This window comes from Streptomyces sp. CB01635, assembly GCF_002803065.1.
GTDB lineage: Bacteria > Actinomycetota > Actinomycetes > Streptomycetales > Streptomycetaceae > Streptomyces.
Map to the genome: position 1 here is coordinate 33590 of NZ_NNBL01000005.1, position 17580 is coordinate 51169.

The 17580-nt window shown below is 70.2% G+C and carries 17 protein-coding genes; 6 read left to right on the forward strand and 11 right to left on the reverse strand.

The features are described from left to right. Positions 1–167 precede the first annotated feature (167 nt). From CG723_RS17535 to CG723_RS17545, 3 genes are all read left to right on the forward strand, one after another. Positions 168–1166 carry a GlxA family transcriptional regulator gene (locus tag CG723_RS17535; RefSeq protein ID WP_100594372.1) on the forward strand — a complete coding sequence of 333 codons (999 nt, stop codon included), beginning with the start codon at positions 168–170 and terminating at the stop codon, positions 1164–1166. A 68-nt stretch (positions 1167–1234) separates the two neighbouring features. Continuing rightward, positions 1235–1879: a TetR/AcrR family transcriptional regulator gene (locus CG723_RS17540; protein ID WP_100594373.1), complete on the forward strand. Its 645-nt coding sequence runs from the start codon at positions 1235–1237 to the stop codon at positions 1877–1879. Then, on the forward strand, positions 1876–3297 hold the full coding sequence (locus tag CG723_RS17545) for an MFS transporter (protein WP_100594374.1): 1422 nt from the start codon (positions 1876–1878) through the stop codon (positions 3295–3297). The genes CG723_RS17540 and CG723_RS17545 overlap by 4 nt, the downstream gene beginning before the upstream one ends. Before the next feature lie 64 nt (positions 3298–3361). Here CG723_RS17545 and CG723_RS48670 read toward each other — a convergent pair whose 3' ends face one another. After that, on the reverse strand, positions 3362–7609 hold the full coding sequence (locus tag CG723_RS48670; protein ID WP_100594375.1) for a S8 family serine peptidase: 4248 nt from the start codon (positions 7607–7609) through the stop codon (positions 3362–3364). 90 nt (positions 7610–7699) lie between these two features. On the opposite strand from CG723_RS48670, the gene CG723_RS17555 reads away from it, so the two are divergent. Next, complete coding sequence (locus CG723_RS17555) at positions 7700–8650, forward strand: helix-turn-helix domain-containing protein (RefSeq protein WP_100594376.1); 951 nt, start codon at positions 7700–7702, stop codon at positions 8648–8650. Between the two features lie 30 nt (positions 8651–8680). Here CG723_RS17555 and CG723_RS17560 read toward each other — a convergent pair whose 3' ends face one another. The 7 genes from CG723_RS17560 to CG723_RS17590 form a co-directional block, all read right to left on the reverse strand. Beyond that, positions 8681–9409 (reverse strand): DUF899 family protein, encoded by a 729-nt coding sequence (locus CG723_RS17560; RefSeq protein ID WP_100594377.1) that lies wholly within the window; start codon positions 9407–9409, stop codon positions 8681–8683. A 140-nt stretch (positions 9410–9549) separates the two neighbouring features. After that, positions 9550–10797 (reverse strand): RNA polymerase sigma factor, encoded by a 1248-nt coding sequence (locus tag CG723_RS17565; RefSeq protein ID WP_100594378.1) that lies wholly within the window; start codon positions 10795–10797, stop codon positions 9550–9552. Then, positions 10794–11129 carry a YciI family protein gene (locus tag CG723_RS17570; RefSeq protein WP_100594379.1) on the reverse strand — a complete coding sequence of 112 codons (336 nt, stop codon included), beginning with the start codon at positions 11127–11129 and terminating at the stop codon, positions 10794–10796. The genes CG723_RS17565 and CG723_RS17570 overlap by 4 nt, the downstream gene beginning before the upstream one ends. 65 nt (positions 11130–11194) lie before the next feature. Next, positions 11195–11527, reverse strand: coding sequence for a hypothetical protein (locus CG723_RS48955; RefSeq protein ID WP_100594380.1), 333 nt, complete (start codon positions 11525–11527; stop codon positions 11195–11197). A gap of 186 nt (positions 11528–11713) precedes the next feature. Continuing rightward, positions 11714–12613: a calcium-binding protein gene (locus tag CG723_RS17580; RefSeq protein ID WP_100594381.1), complete on the reverse strand. Its 900-nt coding sequence runs from the start codon at positions 12611–12613 to the stop codon at positions 11714–11716. A gap of 214 nt (positions 12614–12827) precedes the next feature. Next, entirely contained in the window at positions 12828–14153 is a 1326-nt protein-coding gene (locus CG723_RS17585) for an MFS transporter (protein WP_100594382.1), read from the reverse strand. Further along, complete coding sequence (locus CG723_RS17590) at positions 14150–14638, reverse strand: MarR family winged helix-turn-helix transcriptional regulator (protein ID WP_100594383.1); 489 nt, start codon at positions 14636–14638, stop codon at positions 14150–14152. Before CG723_RS17590 ends, CG723_RS17585 begins: the two co-directional genes overlap by 4 nt. Positions 14639–14744: 106 nt before the next feature. Here CG723_RS17590 and CG723_RS17595 point away from each other — a divergent pair, with 106 nt between their 5' ends. Both CG723_RS17595 and CG723_RS17600 read left to right on the forward strand, forming a co-directional pair. Further along, positions 14745–15053 (forward strand): ArsR/SmtB family transcription factor, encoded by a 309-nt coding sequence (locus tag CG723_RS17595; RefSeq protein WP_100594384.1) that lies wholly within the window; start codon positions 14745–14747, stop codon positions 15051–15053. Continuing rightward, positions 15050–15442, forward strand: a complete 393-nt coding sequence (locus tag CG723_RS17600; protein ID WP_100594385.1) for a VOC family protein — start codon at positions 15050–15052, stop codon at positions 15440–15442. The genes CG723_RS17595 and CG723_RS17600 overlap by 4 nt, the downstream gene beginning before the upstream one ends. Before the next feature lie 37 nt (positions 15443–15479). Here CG723_RS17600 and CG723_RS17605 read toward each other — a convergent pair whose 3' ends face one another. From CG723_RS17605 to CG723_RS17615, 3 genes are all read right to left on the reverse strand, one after another. Then, the gene (locus tag CG723_RS17605; protein ID WP_100594386.1) at positions 15480–16043 is read right to left on the reverse strand and encodes an NADPH-dependent FMN reductase; all 564 of its coding nucleotides are present in this window, start codon (positions 16041–16043) and stop codon (positions 15480–15482) included. Positions 16044–16465: 422 nt separating this feature from the next. Then, positions 16466–16678: a DUF4913 domain-containing protein gene (locus CG723_RS17610; protein ID WP_267893706.1), complete on the reverse strand. Its 213-nt coding sequence runs from the start codon at positions 16676–16678 to the stop codon at positions 16466–16468. A gap of 264 nt (positions 16679–16942) precedes the next feature. After that, positions 16943–17551 carry an MBL fold metallo-hydrolase gene (locus tag CG723_RS17615; RefSeq protein ID WP_234374358.1) on the reverse strand — a complete coding sequence of 203 codons (609 nt, stop codon included), beginning with the start codon at positions 17549–17551 and terminating at the stop codon, positions 16943–16945. Between the last annotated feature and the right edge of the window lie 29 nt (positions 17552–17580).

The following is a 17580-nucleotide window of genomic DNA, read 5'->3' on the forward strand; positions in this document are numbered from 1 at the left end:
GTGTACCGCCTTCGGTCTTCGCGTGAGGTTGGCAGCCCGAGCGATGCGGTGGGCTGCGACTAGAACGCTATGACCCAGCAGGCGTGTCGACAATGACGTCTAACATGCAGATACCGACATGCCACTCGCGCACCATCGATGGCACGGCAGACCGACCAGGGGGACTCATGCAGGACATCGCCAGACGGCTCATCGTCATCGTCCTCTTCGAAGGCGTCGACCTGCTCGACGTCACCGGGCCACCGGAAGTGTTCTCCCTGGCCCGGCGCGAGACCGAGGACGCGGCGGGCTATCACGTCGTCCTCGCCGCCGAGAGCATGGACCCGGTGACCACCTCCGCCGGAGTCCGCATCCTCCCCGACATCACCTTCCGGGAGGCCGCCGAGGGAAGCATCGACACCCTGATCGTGCCCGGCTCGGTGGAGGTCGACAGCGAGCGCCGGGTACGCGCGCTCGTCGACCCCGAGCTGGTCAGCTGGGTGAAGACCCTCGCCGACCGCACCCACCGGGTCACGTCCGTATGCGTCGGAGCGCACCTCCTCGCCGCGGCCGGCCTCCTCGACGGCAAGCGGGCGACCACGCACTGGTCGACGGCGCCCCAACTGGCCGCGGATCACCCGGCCGTGGAGGTCGACGCCGACCCGATCTTCATCCGCGAGGGGAATGTGTGGACCGGGGCAGGCATCAGCGCCTGCCTCGATCTGTCGCTCGCCCTGATCGCCGATGACCTGGGCGAAGCCATCGCGCTGCGCGTCGCCCGGCAGCTCGTCATGTACTTGAAGCGGCCAAGCGGACAGAGCCAGTTCAGCGTTCCTCTGGAGCAGCTCTCCACAACACGACGCATCGAGGATCTCCGCCACCACATCATGCGCAACATCAGCCGGCCGCTGACCGTCGTGGACCTCGCCGAGTACGCGCACGTCAGCGACCGGCACCTCACCCGGCTCTTCAAGACCGAACTGGGCATGACCCCGCACGCCTACATCGAGTCCGTCCGCGTCGAGAAGGCACGCCACGACCTCGAATCCTCCGACGCCACCCTCGAACGCATCGCGTCCGCCTGCGGATTCGGCACGACGGACACCCTGGTCCGGGCGTTCCGACGACGGCTGAACACAACACCGACGGAGTACCGCCGCAGATTCCGGGTGCCCCAGACCCGCTGATGCCAGAGACCCGCCACCCCTCTCTCACCGAATAGACACTGTCTACGCCTCAATGGTAGACAGTGTCTATGAACGATGAGAACTCTCTTCGCGAGCGGCTGATCGACGTCGGTGTGGACCTGGTCCTCACCGAGGGTTCCGCGTCGGTGGGGCTGCGGGAGATCGCCCGGCGGGCCGGGGTCTCGCACGGGGCCCCGCGCAGGTACTTCGCCACGCACCACGCCCTGCTCGCGGCCATTGCCCAGCGCGGCTTCGAGGACCTCGCGGCCCGGTTCGAAGGCGCCGACGACCGCGAGGCACCACCACGCGTTCAACTGGAGCGAATTGCCGGGGCGTACGTCGGGTACGCGCTGGAGCGCCGCGGCATGTTCGAGCTGATGTTCCGTCACGACCTGCTCGACGGGGCACAACAGGAGGCAGGCCGGCCTCAGTTGCGCACCTCCACGCTTCCGCTGTTCATGCGGATGGTCGAGCTGGTCGGCCTGTGCAGGAAGGATCCGGACGCCGTACATCGGCCCGACTCGCCCGGCAGTTCGGCCGTATCACCCGCGGTGACCGCCGCCGCCCTGTGGTCCGGGCTGCACGGCATCGCCCAATTGTGGACCTGGGGAAGCCTGCAACTGGCCCTCGGCACTCCCCCGCCGGGTGATCAGGAGCGCGACCGGCTCGTCACGGCAGTCCTGGACGCCCACCTGGCGCCGGTGACGGCATGAGCACTGCCGCGAGGCGGCCCTTCGCTCTCCTGGCCTCCGCGTCCGGAGCGATGATCGTCGCACTGGACGGGACCATCCTGCTCGTGGCGCAGCCAAGCCTGCGGCATGATCTCGACGCGAGCGTGGCTCAGGTCCAATGGACGAGCACCGGCTACCTGATCGCCGTCGCCACGCTCCTCGTCGTCGCCGGCCGCCTCGGCGACCGGTACGGACACACGCGGCTGCTCCTGGTGGGCGTCCTCGGGTTCGGGGCCGCATCGACCGGCATCGCGCTCGCACCCTCCATCGGCTGGGTGATCGCGCTGCGCGTCGCTCAGGGCGTTTTCGGTGCGCTGCTCCAGCCTGCGACGCTCGCCTTGCTGCGGCTGGCGTATCCGCCGGACCGGCTCGGCACGCCCATCGCCATCCGTACCAGCGCGATCGCGGTGGCGGCCGGGATCGGTCCGGTCCTCGGCGGGATTCTGGTGCAACATTTCGGATGGCGTGCGGTGTTCTGGGTCAACGCACCCGTCGCGCTCGTGATCGCCGCGCTCACCCTCGCTGTCCGTACGCCGATGCCTGAACGCGCAGGTTCGCAACGGCTGGACCTCACCGGCACGGCCCTGCTCACGGCGGCACTTGCGATCCTCGTCCACGCTCTGACCGACGTGCCGGGGAGCGGGTGGACCGCTGGATCGACTCTGCTTGAACTCGCCGGCGGCCTGACCTTGTCGGCGGTACTCGTTCTGCACGAGCGCCGTGCCGCACACCCGATCGTGCCGCATGCCGTGGCCCGGTCCGTCCCGGTGACCGCGGCCATGGCGCTCCTCCTGGTCATGAGCGCAGGTCTGTTCGGCGCCCTGTTCAAAGCCACGTTCTACCTCCAGGACGCCTTGCGGCTCGCCCCGCTCGCCACAGGACTGCGCGTCCTGCCACTGACCGCGCTGATGGTCCTGGGCGCGCCCGTTGCCGGCGCCGCACTGCGACGGTACGGCCCACGCCACACCGCCGTCGCAGGCACGGTTCTCGTCGTGGCCGGCATCGCGCAGCTGTCCTCGCTCGGTCCGACCAGCCCGTGGCCGTCCATGACAGCCGCCTTCGCCGCACTCGGAGCCGGGTTCGCGACGGTGATGGTCACCGCCACCGGCACAGTCGTCGGCGACGCGCCACCGGGCTACGCCGGAGTCGTCGGGGGGCTCAAACAGACGGCGATGAACATCGGTCCGTCGCTCGGCATCGCCGTCGCAGCCGGCGCGACCAGCGCCTCCGCCGCACCGATGAGCCGCAGCCTGGTACCCCTGGCCTTCCTCGCCCTCCTCGGCCTGATTCCCGCCTTCCTGCTGCCTCGGCACGCGGACGGCGACGCCGATGCCACTCCCGCACCACGACAGCTGGCCCCGAGCAAAAGGCCTGTTGCAGATGTCGGCGAACGCCCGTAGCACCACGAAGCGCCGCACGCGCCCCCACCCCCAGGGGTCACGTGCGGCGCGTATTCGGGAGTGGTCAGAGTTTCAGACGGTGCACGCCTCCCTGAACCGTGCCGACGTACAGCCAGCCGCCGTTGGCCGCGAGAGTGGTCGCGTCGAGGTTCTGGAGGCCGGTGGAGATGTTCTGCCAGGTCCGGCCGCCGTCCGTGGAGCGCAGGACTCCGCGGCCGCCGCGCGGCAGGGCCGTCTCCCAGTAGCTGGTGGTCGCCGCGTACAGCGTGCCGCCCACCTGGAGCAGATCGCTGACCCGCGCCGGCAGCTTGCCGGTGTCGCCGGTGCGGAAGGTCTCCCCGCCGTCCGTCGAGACCTTGATGGCGTCGCCGCCGGTCAGCATCCGCGAGCCGGTGAACTCGATGGTGTCGACGCGTCCGTCGGCGACCCTGGTGATGTCGTCACCGCCGTTGTCCGAGCGGTAGAGGCCGTCGGGGGCGCCGAGCCACAGCCGGTCCGGGTTCTTCGGGTCACCCGCGACCGCGGTGAAGTACGTCTGCTCGTTGAGCACGTTCTTCCAGGTGGCCCCGCCGTCCTCGGTGGAGAACAGGCCCATGCCCTGCAGATTGCCGTACGAGACATAGACGCGCTCGGGGTCGGCGGGGTGGACGGCGAGGGCGAACACGGTGCCGTTGCTGGCGCCCTTCTCCTCCCAGGTGGCGCCGGAGTCTCCGCTGCGCTCCAGGTGGAAGCCGCCGAACGCGTCATTGCGCACCCGCCAGACGATCCGTGAGTCCTTGGCGGAGGTCTGGAGCAGCCGGGTCGAGAGGCCGATGGTGCCCTCGCCGCCGGTGGTGCCCCACTCGGATCCCGACACCGGGAGCTGTGCGCGGTGCGTGCCCTGGTCACCGGCCGCGAGGAGCTGGTTGCCGCTCACCGCAAGGGAGTTGACGGTGCCGCCCTGGACGCCGAGGCGGTGGTAGTCCTTGCCTTCGGCCGTGCCCCGGTAGACGCCGGCAGAGCTTGCGGAGACGGTCAGCGAGCCGTCGGCCCAGCGGTCGAAGTCCGAGGCCACTGAGGAGTCGTTGACGCTCGGGATGGTGCTCCACTGCCGGCCGTGGTCGCGGCCGACACGGATGTCGCCGCCGTAGCTGACGTACACGTCGCCGCCGGTGAGGGTCATCCCCGTACCGCCGACGCCATGGTCGTCCAGCGTCGACCAGGTCTTCCCGCCGTCGAAGGAGCCGACGACGCCCGAGCCGATCTCGTAGATCGCCACGACCTGGCTGTCCGCGGCGACGGTGACGGAGACCTTCCCGTCCGTCGATTCATGGACCTTGGTGGCCGGGCCGAGATTGCCGGTGGAGAGACCGTCACGCTTCCAGAGGGAGTTGCCCGCCGTGAAGTAGAGGCTGTCGCCGCCGATCGCCACGTCGTAGACCTCGTCGACGGGGATGCCGATGGGTTCCTTCGCCCAGGTGTCGCCGCCGTCCTTGCTGATCAGGAGGTCGGTGGGGGTGACGGCGACGAGGATCTTCGCCGCCTCGTCGGAGAGGAACTTGGTGAGGGGGACGTCGGGCGTGTCCAGGGTCTTCCAGGTGCGGCCGCCGTCCTCGGTGCGCAGGATCGAGCTCGTACGGGGGATGCCGGACGCGGAGTTGGAGGCGTACCACCAGCGCTTCGCGTTCTTCGGGTCGACGACGGTGAAGGCCTGGCCGCTCACGTCGCCGATCGGCAGCCTGGGGTGCTGCTTCCAGGTCTCGCCCTTGTCGTCGGTCGACCAGGGGCCGAGCTTGTTGTACTGGGTGAGGAGGGCGGCCCCGGAGTCGCTCTTCGCAGTGGTGATGTTGCCACTCTCCGAGTTCGGTCCGACCGGCTGCCAGCGGGAGTCGCGGCTGTCCTCGGGGGTGACCTCGAAGCCGTCCCGGTTGCTCGTCAGGGTCTTGCCGTCGGTCGTCCGTCCGGTCACCGAGACCAGATGGGCGCCGATGCCGCGGCCGGTGATCTCCGCCTGGTAGACGTTCCCGGAGCGGAGTCCGGTGGTGACCGTGTAGGGCCTGCCGTGCGGCGGTGTCACGGTGAGCACCGGCGGCTTCGCCAGCGGGGCCGGTGTGAAGACGACCGCGGTGGACTTGCCGTCGCTCGGGTCGGGACCCGCCTGGACGAACAGCTGCCGTACGACCAGGAGGTACGGGATGCGCAGGGCCGCGCCGTGCTCGGGGGTGACCGTGACCGTGCCGCTGATCTCGGCCTCGCCCTCGGGGCGGTCGGCGCTGAGGGCGACGGTCGCGGTGGCGCTGCCGCCGGCCGGGATGCGCAGGATGCGAGGGCTGACCCGGGCCTCGCCGCTCACCTTCAGCCGGACGGTGCGGGTCCGTGTGCCGGAGTTGTTGACCCTGAGCTTCTTGCTGCCGCCCACGGTGTGCCGGGAGAGGTCGGCGAGCCCGTACGAGAGGGTGGCCGGCGTCGTGGTGACGGCGGCGTCCGCCCGGTCCGCGGCCGCGGCGACGTCGAGCCGTCCGGAACCGGTGGTCGTCGTCCCGTAGTCCTTCAACTCCTTTGCACTGCCCACGAGTTCGGAGGTGACCTGCGCCGGGGTCTCACCGGGACGGAGCTGGCGCAGCAGGGCCGCGGCGCCCGCGACGTGCGGTCCCGCCATCGACGTACCCGACATGCGGTAATAGCCGGGCGCGTAAAGGGACTTGGGGACCGTCGAGCGGATGTCGTAACCCGGTGCGACGAGGTCCGGCTTGAGGTTCCGGTTCAGGTCGGGGCCGCGCGAGGAGAAGGACGCGATCTTGTCGGTGACGTCCGTGCCGCTGATCGTCACCTCGACCTTGCCGTCCGCCAGGCGGCGGCCGAGCTCGGCGAACTGAGTGGCGTCGACACCCAGCATGACCATGGAGTCCATGCGCAGCGAGTCGCCCGACTCCTTGACGGACGTCGCCGGGCCGAGCGGCACGGTCCCGTCCGCGCCGGGCGGCGGCTGACCCGAGCCACGCGCCTGACCCGAGCCGCCCGGCTGACCGGCCGTGTCCGGCCCCCCGGCGAGCACCGGTCCGCCGCCCGAGTTCTGCCCGCCGATGACGGCGAGCGCACCGCGGCGCTCCGCCTCGCGAGCCGTCTCGATCTCCGAGGCGTACAGGTCGTCACGGACGGCCGCGACCGTCATTTCGACGCGGACGACCTTGCCCTTGACGTCTCCGGCCCGCTCCCAGTCCTCCGGGGTGCCCTGGCCGAGGTCGACGAGTTCGGTGGTGACGGGCTTGGCGGGCGGGTTCGCCGAGATCATGCCGCGGTACGTCTGGATCTTCTTGCCGCCCTTGTAGGCGGCGCCGGGTATGCGCAGCCCGCTGATCGAGGCCCCGACCGCGATGACGCCGTCGGCGGCGGCCGGGGAGCCGACGGTGCCGCTGTCCGGGCCCTCGTTGCCGGCCGAGGCGACGACGACAACTCCCGCCTTGGTGGCGGCGGTTGCGGCCAGGCCGAGCGGATCGTGCCCGTCTCCGTAGCCGCCGATGCTCATGTTGATGACATCGGCGCGGTGCGGATCGGCCGGGTCGATCGCGGCCTCGATGCCGGCGACGATGTCGGAGGTGTAGCCCTCCCCCGCGGCGTCCATGACCTTGTACGCGAGGAGGTCCGCGCCCGGCGCCACACCGGTGACGCCGCCCTTCTCGGCCGCCTTGCCCGCGATGATTCCGGCGACATGGGTGCCGTGGCCGTTGTCGTCCATCGGGTCGGCGTCGCCGTTGACGAAGTCGTAACCGCCGACGACCTTGTGGCCCTTGCCGAAGGCGCCGCCCAGGTCCGGGTGGCTGTAGTCGACGCCGCTGTCGAGGATGGCGACGGTGACGCCCTTGCCGTCGGCGCCGTTGCCCGCCGGGTCCTTGCGCTGCCAGACCTGCGGCGCGTTGATCAGCGGCACGCTGTCGTCGGTGAGGATGTGCACCTTGCTGTCGGGGACGACGGAGACCACCCCGGGCAGCTGCTTCAGCTCGGCAACCTCGGAGGCCTTCACGGTCACGGCGACCGCGTCGAGCAGCAGGTTCAGACGGCGCGGGGCACCGGTGCTCAGCCCGGCGTCCTTCGCGTCACCGAGGAACTTCTTCTGCCGGGCGGCGAGGGAGGCGCGGTCGGCGCCGATCTCCTTGGCGTCGGCGGACCGCAGCGTGCCCTTGCCCGTCGCGGCGGCATCCCCGGACAGCGTGACGATGACACGCCGCTCGGGGTCCTGGTGTGGGTCCGCACCGGCGGACTGGGGCACCGCGGACAGCAGGCCGCTGATGACGGCGGCCGTGAGCCCGGGAGTGAAGGTTCTTCGAGGGGTCATGCCAGACGAATTAATCGGACGCGAGTGGTCCAGACAACGATTTGGCCTGGCCCATTGCTGCCGCTGGCACACACAGGCCAAGATCCGCCCATGCCTCAGCTGACCGCCGCGGGAATCGAAGCCTTCGACGAGAGCGTCTACCGGGCGATCCTCGTCCGGCACACCGCCGCGCCCGCCGACCTCGCGGGTGATCTGTCCTGCTCCACCGAGCGAGTGGCCCGCGCCCTCGACCGACTGCGCGAGAACGGCCTGGTCGGACGGCTCGCCGGAACCCGCCGCCGGTACGCGGCCATTGAGCCGGGCGCGGCCCTGGAGTCGCTGGTCCGTTCCCGAACCGCCGATCTCGACGGCGTCCGGGCGGCGGCCGGCGAGCTGTCGCGGCTGTTCGCCGCGGCCCGGCAGGGCGGCTCCGAACAGGTCGAAGTCATCACCGGCGGCGAGGCGTTGGGCCGCTGGTTCGTGCAGCTTCAGCAGGAAGCACGCGACGAGGTCATCACCCTGGACCGCCCCCCGTACGCGCTGACCACCTCCAACCCGGTCGAGGCGACAGCCCTCACCCGGGGTGTCCGCTATCGCGCCGTCTACGCACCAGAGGCGCTGGAGTGGCCCGGCGTCCTGGGCGACATCCGTGAGCTGGTGGCGCACGGCGAGCAGGCCCGCGTACTGCCGGGCCTGCGCATCAAGCTGGCGATCTCCGACCGCCGCCTCGCCCTGATGCCGCTCTCCCTGGACTTCACCACCGAGGTGCGCGCCGCCGTCATCCGCCCGTCAGCCCTGCTCGACGGCCTGATCGACTACTGGGAACTGTGCTGGCGCACCGCGACCCCACTGGGTGCCCCCGCCGAGGAAGACCCCCTCGGCGAGGAGGACCGCCAGATGCTGACCCTCCTCGTCGGCGGCCTCAAGGACGAGGCGATAGCCCGCCAGTTGGGCTGGTCGGTACGGACGATGCGGCGCCGGATCAGCCGCCTCCACGAGGAGCTGGGCGCCGCGAACCGCTTCCAGGCGGGGGTGATCGCAGCGCGCCGGGGGTGGATCTGAATTCCCGTCAGCCGTAAGCGGGGTGAGCGACTAGCTCCCGGCGGCTTCCAGGTCGTCGGAGCGTCCGGCGTCCAGGCAGGGCCACTGGGCGGTGGGGCGTCCGTCGGTGCGCATGTAGTTACCGCCGATCTGCGGCCAGCCGGCGGGCGAGTCCTCCCACGGCTCCTGCCGCCCGTACGCCGTCCGGTCCAGCAGGCTGTACGTCTGATCCATGGCCTCGACGCCGCGGCCTGTGGTCCAGTACGTCTCGAACACGCGGTCTCCCTGGCGCAGATAACACGCCAGCATGAACGGACCACGCCCCGCCATCAGCGTGTCGATCGACTCCTCGGCCGAGTACCAGGGCACGTCCCAGCCCATGAAGTCGCGGTAGCGGACGCTCACCTCGTACGGGCCCTGGCACAGCGTCGCGTAAGTGACGTCACGGGAGTGCAGGTAGGACAGCTCGCGGACCTGACTGTTGAAGAACGTGCAGCCCTCGCACTGGTCGGCGGCGGGGTGGTCGGCGTGCCACATCTGGAAGTACGCGATGAGCTGCGTGCGGCCCTCGAACGCGTCCAGCAGCGTGACCTGACCGGAGGGGCCGGTCAGCGGGGCGCCGGCGTCCACTTCCACCATGGGCAGCCCGCGGCGGGCCGCCGCGATCGCGTCGCCTTCACGGGTATGCGCCTTCTCCCGGATCCGCAGCGCGTCCAGTTCCGCCTGGTAGGCGGCTCGGTCTGCGGCCTTGGGTGCGGGTGCGCTCGTTTCGGTGCTCATGAGAACTCATTCCCTTCATGTCCTTGTCCGGAGGGCCTTCTCTGCCTCGCTCCAGAGCGACTGTCACCCCACCGACGAAGACGAACCCCCCGGATCGACACCGGGCAGCGAAAAAGTTCGCCGGATGTGCACGACGTCCGTCACAGCTCGTCGTTTCCGCTGGTCAGATCCCGGATCCGGCTTGTCAGATAGCGGCGCTCGGCCTCCGTCGGCGCCAGTTTCACCGCTTCCTCGTACGCGTGCCTGGCCTCGGCCCTCCGGCCGGAACGGCGAAGCAGGTCGGCCCGGGTCGCGGGCAGCAGGTGGTAGCCGTCGAGCCGCCCTGACGCGGCCAGCTCGTCGACCAGCGCCAGGCCGGCCGGGATGCCGTCCGCCATCGCGACCGCCACCGCCCGGTTCAGCTCGACCACCGGGGACGGGGCCAACCGGGCCAGCTCCGCGTACAGGACCGCGATCTGCGGCCAGTCCGTGCTCTCCGCGTCGGGCGCGGTGGCATGACAGGCGGCGATCGCGGCCTGCACCTGGTACGGCCCAGTGCGCCTCGTGGCCAGCGCCTCGTCAAGGGTCTCCACCCCCTCGGCGATCAGCCCCTGATCCCACCGGCGCCGGTCCTGCTTCTCCAGTGTGACGAGCACGCCGTCGGACGTACGGGTCATGCGCCGCGCCTCGTGCAGCAGCATCAGGGCGAGCAGCCCGCGTGGCTCGGGTTCGCCGGGCATCAGCCGGATCAGGACCCGGGACAGCCGGATCGCTTCGGCGGTCAGCGCCCGCCGGTCGTCCGCGCCCTCGTCGTCGTACCCCTCGTTGAAGATCAGGTAGAGCACCGCGAGGACGGCGGCGAGTCGCTGCGGGAGCAGGTCGGCGGGTGGCACGCGGTACGGGATGCCGGCCTCGGCGATCTTGCGTTTGGCGCGGACCAGGCGCTGCGCCATCGTCGGCTCGGCCGTCAGGAAGGCGCGGGCGATCTCGGCGGTGCTCAGCCCGGCCAGCGTGCGGAGGGTGAGCGCGACCCGGGCGGGGAAGGCCAGCGCCGGATGGCAGCAGGTGAAGATCAGCCGCAACCGCTCGTCCGGGATGTCCTCCACCGGCGGTTCGTCCGGGTCGCGGGTGATCACGGCGAGCTGGCGCAGCTTGGCCGCGCCGGCGGCGTCGCGCCGCAGCCGGTCGGTGGCGCGGTTGCGGGCGGTGGTGGTGAGCCATGCGCCGGGGCGGCGCGGCACGCCGTCGCGCGCCCAGGTCGTCAGCGCTGCGGCGAACGCGTCCTGCGCGCAGTCCTCGGCCAGGTCCCAGTCGCCCGTCGTCCCGATCAGGGTCGCGACCACCTGGCCCCACTCGTCCCGGAACGCCTCGTCGACGGCCGTCCGGACCCGGTCGTCCGGCGCGGTCATTCCCAGACCGGGCGGATCTCGACGCCACCCCAGCGCGCGTACGGATGGCCCTCGGCGATCGCGATCGCCTCGTCCAGGTCCGCGCACTCGACGATGACGAAGCCGCCGACGAAGTCCTTGGTCTCCGCGAACGGGCCGTCCGACACCAGGGTTTCGCCGTCCCGGACCCGGACCGTGGTCGCGTCCACCACCGGACGCAGCCGCGCGCCGACGAGCATGCCGCCCCGCCGGTCGAGATCCGCGAGCCAGGCCCGGTGTACGGGATCCGCCTCGAGTTCCTCGTTGCTGGGCGAAACCTTCTCGTCGTCGCAGATGAGCAGCACGTACTTCACCCTGTTCATTCTGCCCCCGATGCGGCCGGCGTGAGAGCCGCGCAGCGCGGCGGACGTACGGAGAATCAGCCTGGGCGCAGGGCGTCTGCACAGTCGGAACGGCGGGAGATGCAGTGGATGTCGACCTGCGCAAGCTGCGTTATTTCGTGGTCGTGGCCGAAGAGGCACCCGTCGTGCTCACCGGCGTCGTGCACCACGGTGATACCGGGGTGCTGCGGCATGGCGAGGGTGGACGCCTCCCGCTGGAAGCGCCGTACAGCGCCCGAGCCCATCAGGGGCGGCAGCACCTTCACCGCCACATCGCGCCGCAGCAACGAGGAGTCGCGCCCCAGCCACACCTCTCCCATGCCGCCGCGGCCGAGCAGTTCCTTCAGCTCATAGCGCCCGGCGAACGTCACACCGGAAAGCTCCATCCGCACCCCCGTCCGGACCGGTCACGCGGCCTTCGCGGCGTCCGTCCGAAGTACTGAACCTACGCCAGGAGCACACCGCGTGAGGGGCTGTGAGTTTGATCGGAGACACGTCAGTGAGGGCAGCCGACGCCGGCCCGGGCACCGGCAGTTCCCGGGCCGGCGAAGGGGACGTCAGTCCTGGTGGACGACGTTCGTGCCGGGTCCGCCCGAGAGGGTGTCCGTGCCGGCTCCCCCGTACAGCTTGTCGTTACCGCTGTTCCCGTAGATCGTGTCGTCGCCGGCTTCGCCGTACAGAACGTCGTCGCCCTTGCCGCCGTACAGGTAGTCGCTCCCGTCGCCGCCGCGGATCGTGTCGTTGTCGTCGCCGCCGGACAGGCTCTGCCTGTCCGCACCCCCGTAGATCAAGTCGCGGCCGGCACCGCCGTCGACGGCGCTGTCCTCGCCCCTGGAGTGGATGGTGTCGTTGCCGATGCCGCCCTGCGCGACGGTCCCGTCGGCGGCGTCGATCGTGTCGTTGCCGTCACCGCCGAGCACCACCGTGACCGGACCCACGGAGAGGTTGTCGTCGCCCGCTCCACCAGTGACGCCATTGCCCTGGACGCCGCCGGTCTCGGTCAGGGTGTCCTTGCCGTCGCCCATGTCGATCGAGGCGAAGTTGTACGTCTCGTCGGTCTGGTTGTCGTAGGTGAGGACATCGTTGCCATCACCGAGGGACAACTCGAGGGAGGCGTACGGGTCCTGGCTGTCCACCGTGGTGATCGTGCAGGTGATCTGGGTCTGGTCCGTGCTGCTCGGGTACGAGCAGCCGTCGCCCGCGCCGATCGTGACCACGTCGTCGATGACGTACGTGATGTCAGCTCCGTCCTTCGACGCTGTGACGGTCACGTCGTTGGTCTGACCGGGGGCGGCGGTGTAGGCGACCGCACGGCCGTCGATCGCGGCGGTGGCCGGCGACGTCGCGGCACCGGCCGTACCGGCCAGCAGGACGGGACCGGTGAGCCCCGCACCGACAACCAACATCACCGCCGACGCGGCGCGCAGCGTACGGCGGCTTATGGGACGAGAGTGCATTGCATTGCCTCCATGAGGAGTATGTGCCTCTAACAGCTACATGTGACTCCCGTGCTATTCGCTTGGTTGCGTTGCCGGTTGGCAGGAAATGCGCCTCACAGGTTCATCAAAGACGTCGGAGACGGCCATGAACTGCGGCTACCAGTAAGGCGATCAATAATTGGCCAATTCTTTCTTCAGTGGCGGTCCAACTCGGGTTCACTCATTGGCCTCATCATGTCTCTGAGCCGTCATACTTCAGCGCGACGTCTGCAGTTCCGGACGACGGACCTCCGTAAGGCTCCTCGCTCCGACGATTGTTGGGGGTGCGCGGCGTGCGGTAGGCGCGGAGGGAGGCGTTGGTCGCTGCCACCGTCGCGACCGCCAGCGTGGCGGACAGGCCACCGGCGACCAGGGCGAAGGGGGCGGAGGTCGCCGACGCCATCAACCCGCCCCGGAAATTGCCGAGTTCGGGGCCCGCGACACCGATGACGTGTTCCACGGAGGAGACTCTCCCCCGGTACGCGTCCGGGGTCTCCAACTGAACCAGCGCACTGCGGGTGACCACGGAGACGGTGTCGGCGGCACCCGCCACGGCCAGGCAGCCGAGGGCCGGCCACAGCGGCCCGGAGAGGCCGAAGCCGGCCAGCGCCAGGCCCCAGACGGCAGCCGCACCCAGCTGGACCAGGCCGCCGCGGCGCCAGCGTGTCACCGTGCCGGAGAGGAGGCCGGCCGTGATCCCGCCTACCGCGATGGCCGAGAGGAACAGGCCGAGGGTCTGCGGGTTGCCGCCGAAGCGGATCTCGTTCACCAGCGGGAACAGCGCGATCGGCATGGCGAGGAGCGTCGCGGACAGGTCGGTGACCATCGAGCCCCACAGTGTCGGGCGACGCAGGACGATCCGCCGACCGCCGCGCTCCGGGCGCCGCTTGGCGACAGCCGCATCCACACTCTCGGGCCTCATGGCCGGAAGGCTGATCACGGCGAGGATCGAGACCACCGTGGCCACCGCCTGGGCGGCGTACGCGGCAGGGAGGTCCCAGCGGGCGATGATCAGCCCGGCCAGCAGCGCGGGCCCGGCCAGCATCGCCACCTGGAAGGAGATGTTGGTCAGCGCGAGACCGGCCGCGACCTGGTCGGCCGGCAGCAGCCGGACCGGGAACGTGCGCCGGGCCGGGGCGCCGAGCGCGCCGCAGGCGGTCCCGGCGGCGACCAGGGCGAGCAGCAGGAACACGTTCCGGTTGCCCGCCAGGGCCTGAGCCGACAGCCCTGCGGCGACCAGCAGTTGGCCTGCCGTAGTGGCCCGCACCAGCGCCCGGCGGTCGACACTGTCGGCCAGCGTGCCGCCGATCAGCCCGAACAGCACCATCGGCAGGCCGGTGGCGAGCCCGATGGCGCCGGTGCCCACTGTGCTGCCGGTCAGCTCCCAGACCTGGGCGAGCACCGCCACGGTCGTTATCTGGCCGCCGAGTTGGGAGGCTGAGGTGCCGATGCACAGGTGCCGGAACGGTCGGCTGCCACGCAGCGGGCGGGTGTCGAGGAACCGCGCCCGCGCTTTCACTGCGGCGGCTCGGCCAGGTGGTGGCGGATGCGCTCGCGCATCGACCGTTGCTCCAGCGCCCGCCGCACCTCCTCGACGACAGCGGTCATCGCGTGCGGGGTCTCACCGTCCAGTTCGGCGACCGTCGCGTGCGTGGCCCGCCACTCGGCCTCCAGGAACGGCACCAGCGACCGTCCGCGCTCGGTCAGGTTGATCCGCCGGGTGCGGGCGTCGGGCCCCGGTTCGGAGGTGACCAGATCCTCCTTGCGCATGGCGGCGATCGTCTGGCTGATCGCGGAGTGCGAGCGGTTCAGGGACTCCGCGAGCTCGCGGATGGTGAGCGGTCCGGTGTGGGCGAGCCGGATCAGCGGGTACGCGAACCGCGGCCGCACCCCCTTGATGCCGCGCTCGACGTAGACCTGCTCGATCTCGGCATCCATAGCGGCCAGCAGCTCGTGCAGCGAGTGCCAGGGGTCGGGCAGCGCAGTGGGGTCGGAAAATGTCACAGCGCTAATATAACAGCGCTGATGCAACAACGCGGAACACGGCGGAACTCGCCGCCTCGGGCGCTTCGACTTGATAGGCAAGCGAGGAGTTGCCTACCATTCGGCCATGGCCGACGATCTCTTCAAAGCCTTGGCCGACCCCACCCGCCGCACCATCCTCGACGAGCTCACGGAGAAGTCCGGACAGACACTGTTCGAGATCTGCGGGCGGCTGAGCATGAAGCACCAGCTCGGTATCTCGCGCCAGGGGGTCTCCCAGCACCTTGCCGTGCTGGAGGCAGCCGGGCTCGTCGAGACCAGGCGTGAAGGCCGCTACAAGTTCCACGAGCTGAACACGGAGCCACTGCGGCACATCGCCGAGCGATGGCCCGTGCCCGCGCCCCACACATCCGGACCGGAGGAGAGCACCCCATGAAGATCCACCTGACCAGCGTCCTCGTCGACGACCAGGCCAAGGCCGAGCGCTTCTACACCGAGATCCTCGGCTTCGTGAAGAAGCACGACGTCCCGGTGGGCGAGAAGCACCGGTGGCTGACCGTCGTCTCACCGGACGAGCTCGGCGGCACCGAACTCCTCCTGGAGCCCGCCGGCCACCCGGCCGTCAAGCCCTTCCGCGACGCGCTCGTCGCGGACGGCATCCCGCTCGCCCAGTTCGCGGTCGACGACGTGCAGGCGGAGTACGAGCGCCTGAGCAACCTCGGCGTCACCTTCACCCAGGACCCGCTGGAGATGGGCCCCGTCACCACCGCTGTCTTCGACGACACCTGCGGCAACCTGATCCAGATCGCGACGGAGCCGCAGTAGACGCCCGACCCGCCGTGTGCGGGGCCACAAGATGGGGCTACGTCTCGTCGGGCTCCGCGGTCGGTGCATGGAAACCTGCGAGCAGACCAAGCACCTCGCCGAGTCGCCCGCGCGCCGCCGGGTCCGTGATCACTCCGTCCGTGCCGATCATCCGGCGCTCCACCGGGATCCTCGAGCAGGCCGATTCCACGATGTCGGCGCCGGTGTAGCCGAGCACCGTGCGCAGCGTCGCCGCCGCGCCCTCGCCCCGGCCGGGGGCGGCCGCGTTCACGAAGGCCACGGGCTTGTCGCAGATCTCGGTGCCACCCACTGTCCAGTCCAGCAGGTTCTTGAACGAACCCGGCAGCGTGCCCGCGTACTCCGGCGTGCAGATCAAGATCGCGGTCGCCTCCGCGATCGCCGCGCGCAAGCCGGCCACGGGAGTCGGCAACGGATCCGCGTCGTCATCCGGGTTGAAGTGCGGAAGGGCCGCCAACCCGTCGTACATCACCGTGCGCACCGGCGGGGTGGCCAGGACCTGCACGGTGCGTAGCACAGCCTCGTTGGAGGAGTCGGTCCGCAGGCTTCCGGACAGCAAAAGGATCGATCGCGGCTCAGACATCAGCCCAACCTATCGGCCCGTTCACCAACCCCGTCGAAGGTACTGCCTAGTTCGGCCGCGAAGGCATCTGGCCGACCAGCTCGACGAGAACCGCCCTGCCCGCCCGGGTTGACCCGGACCGTTCGACGCGGCCGGCCGGCGCTGCCCGACGGTCACATGACTCTCGAGCGCGGGCTCACGACCGAGTCCGGATCTCCCGAAGTCCATACCGTGTCGCAGGAAGTGCAGGCGAATCTGTTGGAGAGGCCGTCGGTGTGGCAGCCGCAGCTCGGGCACTGTTCCGTCGTGAAGTATGCGTTCACGACATACGAGCGTAGTCGCGCACGCCCTTGATGCTGACGGCAGTTCGTCCGTTTCGTGGCGTCCGACGTCTCCGTCGCCGGGCGGATGAGAGTCCGCGGCGGGGCACTTGACGGGCTCGGTCAGTCGAAGGTGAACGGGTCCTTCGCCGGTGGCCGCGTGAGGTGATCGAACACCCCGTCCGGCACCGGGTCGATCGGCAGCGGCTCGTCCATCTGGTGGCCTTGTGCGCACGGGGCGAACGGCCCCGTGACCGGGTCCAGCAGGGCGCTCAGATGCGGATCGACGTGATGGACCCACCAGTTCGACATGCCGAGGGCACCGTCGCAGCGCAGCGTCTCTCAGGCCCGCCACAGGGAGTCCAGCCGGGGCAGCACCTGCGGCCACCGCGGCGCTCCGGGTCCAGACGCAGGATCACGCGCTGGGCGGACCGAGTCGACCGCTCCTGGCGGCCGTTGGCCTCCACGACGGGTGGACGCCGATCCGCCCTGCCGGCGAACCGGCTTCTCCTGCCCTGCTCCTCAGGAGTCCGATTCCTCCCGGGCCTGAAGGCCGGGGCATCCTCGGAGGAATCCGGTGATCCTGGGCCACTCCCACCGCTACGATCCGTCATCGCGCACGAAACGCAGATACCGATCCGCGGAGCGCCGGACCGCGGCCGCCCCGTCGCTGCTGACCACACGGCCCCAGAACGCCCCGTAGATACGCTCGAAAGCGAAAGGTTCGACCAGCGCGAGCGCGCGGCGGATCGTACTCGGGCGCTCCGGAATGAAGTTGGGGATGCTGTACATGAAGCTGACCCAGCGCCGGTCCATCACGACCATGAAGATGTCACCGCTGAACAGCGCGCCGTCGCCCTCCGGATCGTCGGCCCAGTGCAGCACCGTGCCTCCGGCGAAGTGTGTGCCCGCATTGACCAGCGTCATGCCGGGCGCGATTTCGTGGGTGTCGCCGGTCCAGTACTCGATCACCGGATCGGGCCGCCCCACCCACTCACGGTCCGCGGCATGGACGTACACCGGCGCGTCGAAGACCTTTCCCCACTCGGTCATCACACCGTAGAAGTGCGGATGGCTGACGGCGATCGCGTTGACCCCGCCCAAATCCTCGATCTTGGCGGCGAGTTCGTCGTCGAGGTAGCCCACGCAGTCCCACAACACGTTCCCGTGCGGCGATCGGATCAGCAGGGCACGCTGGCCGACAGCCACCGACGGCTCCGCGCCCACTCCGATGACAC

What these genes read in the sequence shown, in the direction of transcription:
- CG723_RS17600 (WP_100594385.1), top strand. Translation starts at nt 15,050, where the DNA reads ATGAAGATCCACCTGACCAGCGTCCTCGTCGACGACCAGGCCAAGGCC.
- CG723_RS17560 (WP_100594377.1), bottom strand. Translation starts at nt 9,409, where the DNA reads ATGAGCACCGAAACGAGCGCACCCGCACCCAAGGCCGCAGACCGAGCC.
- CG723_RS48670 (WP_100594375.1), bottom strand. Translation starts at nt 7,609, where the DNA reads ATGACCCCTCGAAGAACCTTCACTCCCGGGCTCACGGCCGCCGTCATC.
- CG723_RS17545 (WP_100594374.1), top strand. Translation starts at nt 1,876, where the DNA reads ATGAGCACTGCCGCGAGGCGGCCCTTCGCTCTCCTGGCCTCCGCGTCC.
- CG723_RS17580 (WP_100594381.1), bottom strand. Translation starts at nt 12,613, where the DNA reads ATGCACTCTCGTCCCATAAGCCGCCGTACGCTGCGCGCCGCGTCGGCG.
- CG723_RS17540 (WP_100594373.1), top strand. Translation starts at nt 1,235, where the DNA reads ATGAACGATGAGAACTCTCTTCGCGAGCGGCTGATCGACGTCGGTGTG.
- CG723_RS17565 (WP_100594378.1), bottom strand. Translation starts at nt 10,797, where the DNA reads ATGACCGCGCCGGACGACCGGGTCCGGACGGCCGTCGACGAGGCGTTC.
- CG723_RS17605 (WP_100594386.1), bottom strand. Translation starts at nt 16,043, where the DNA reads ATGTCTGAGCCGCGATCGATCCTTTTGCTGTCCGGAAGCCTGCGGACC.
- CG723_RS17555 (WP_100594376.1), top strand. Translation starts at nt 7,700, where the DNA reads ATGCCTCAGCTGACCGCCGCGGGAATCGAAGCCTTCGACGAGAGCGTC.
- CG723_RS17535 (WP_100594372.1), top strand. Translation starts at nt 168, where the DNA reads ATGCAGGACATCGCCAGACGGCTCATCGTCATCGTCCTCTTCGAAGGC.
- CG723_RS17595 (WP_100594384.1), top strand. Translation starts at nt 14,745, where the DNA reads ATGGCCGACGATCTCTTCAAAGCCTTGGCCGACCCCACCCGCCGCACC.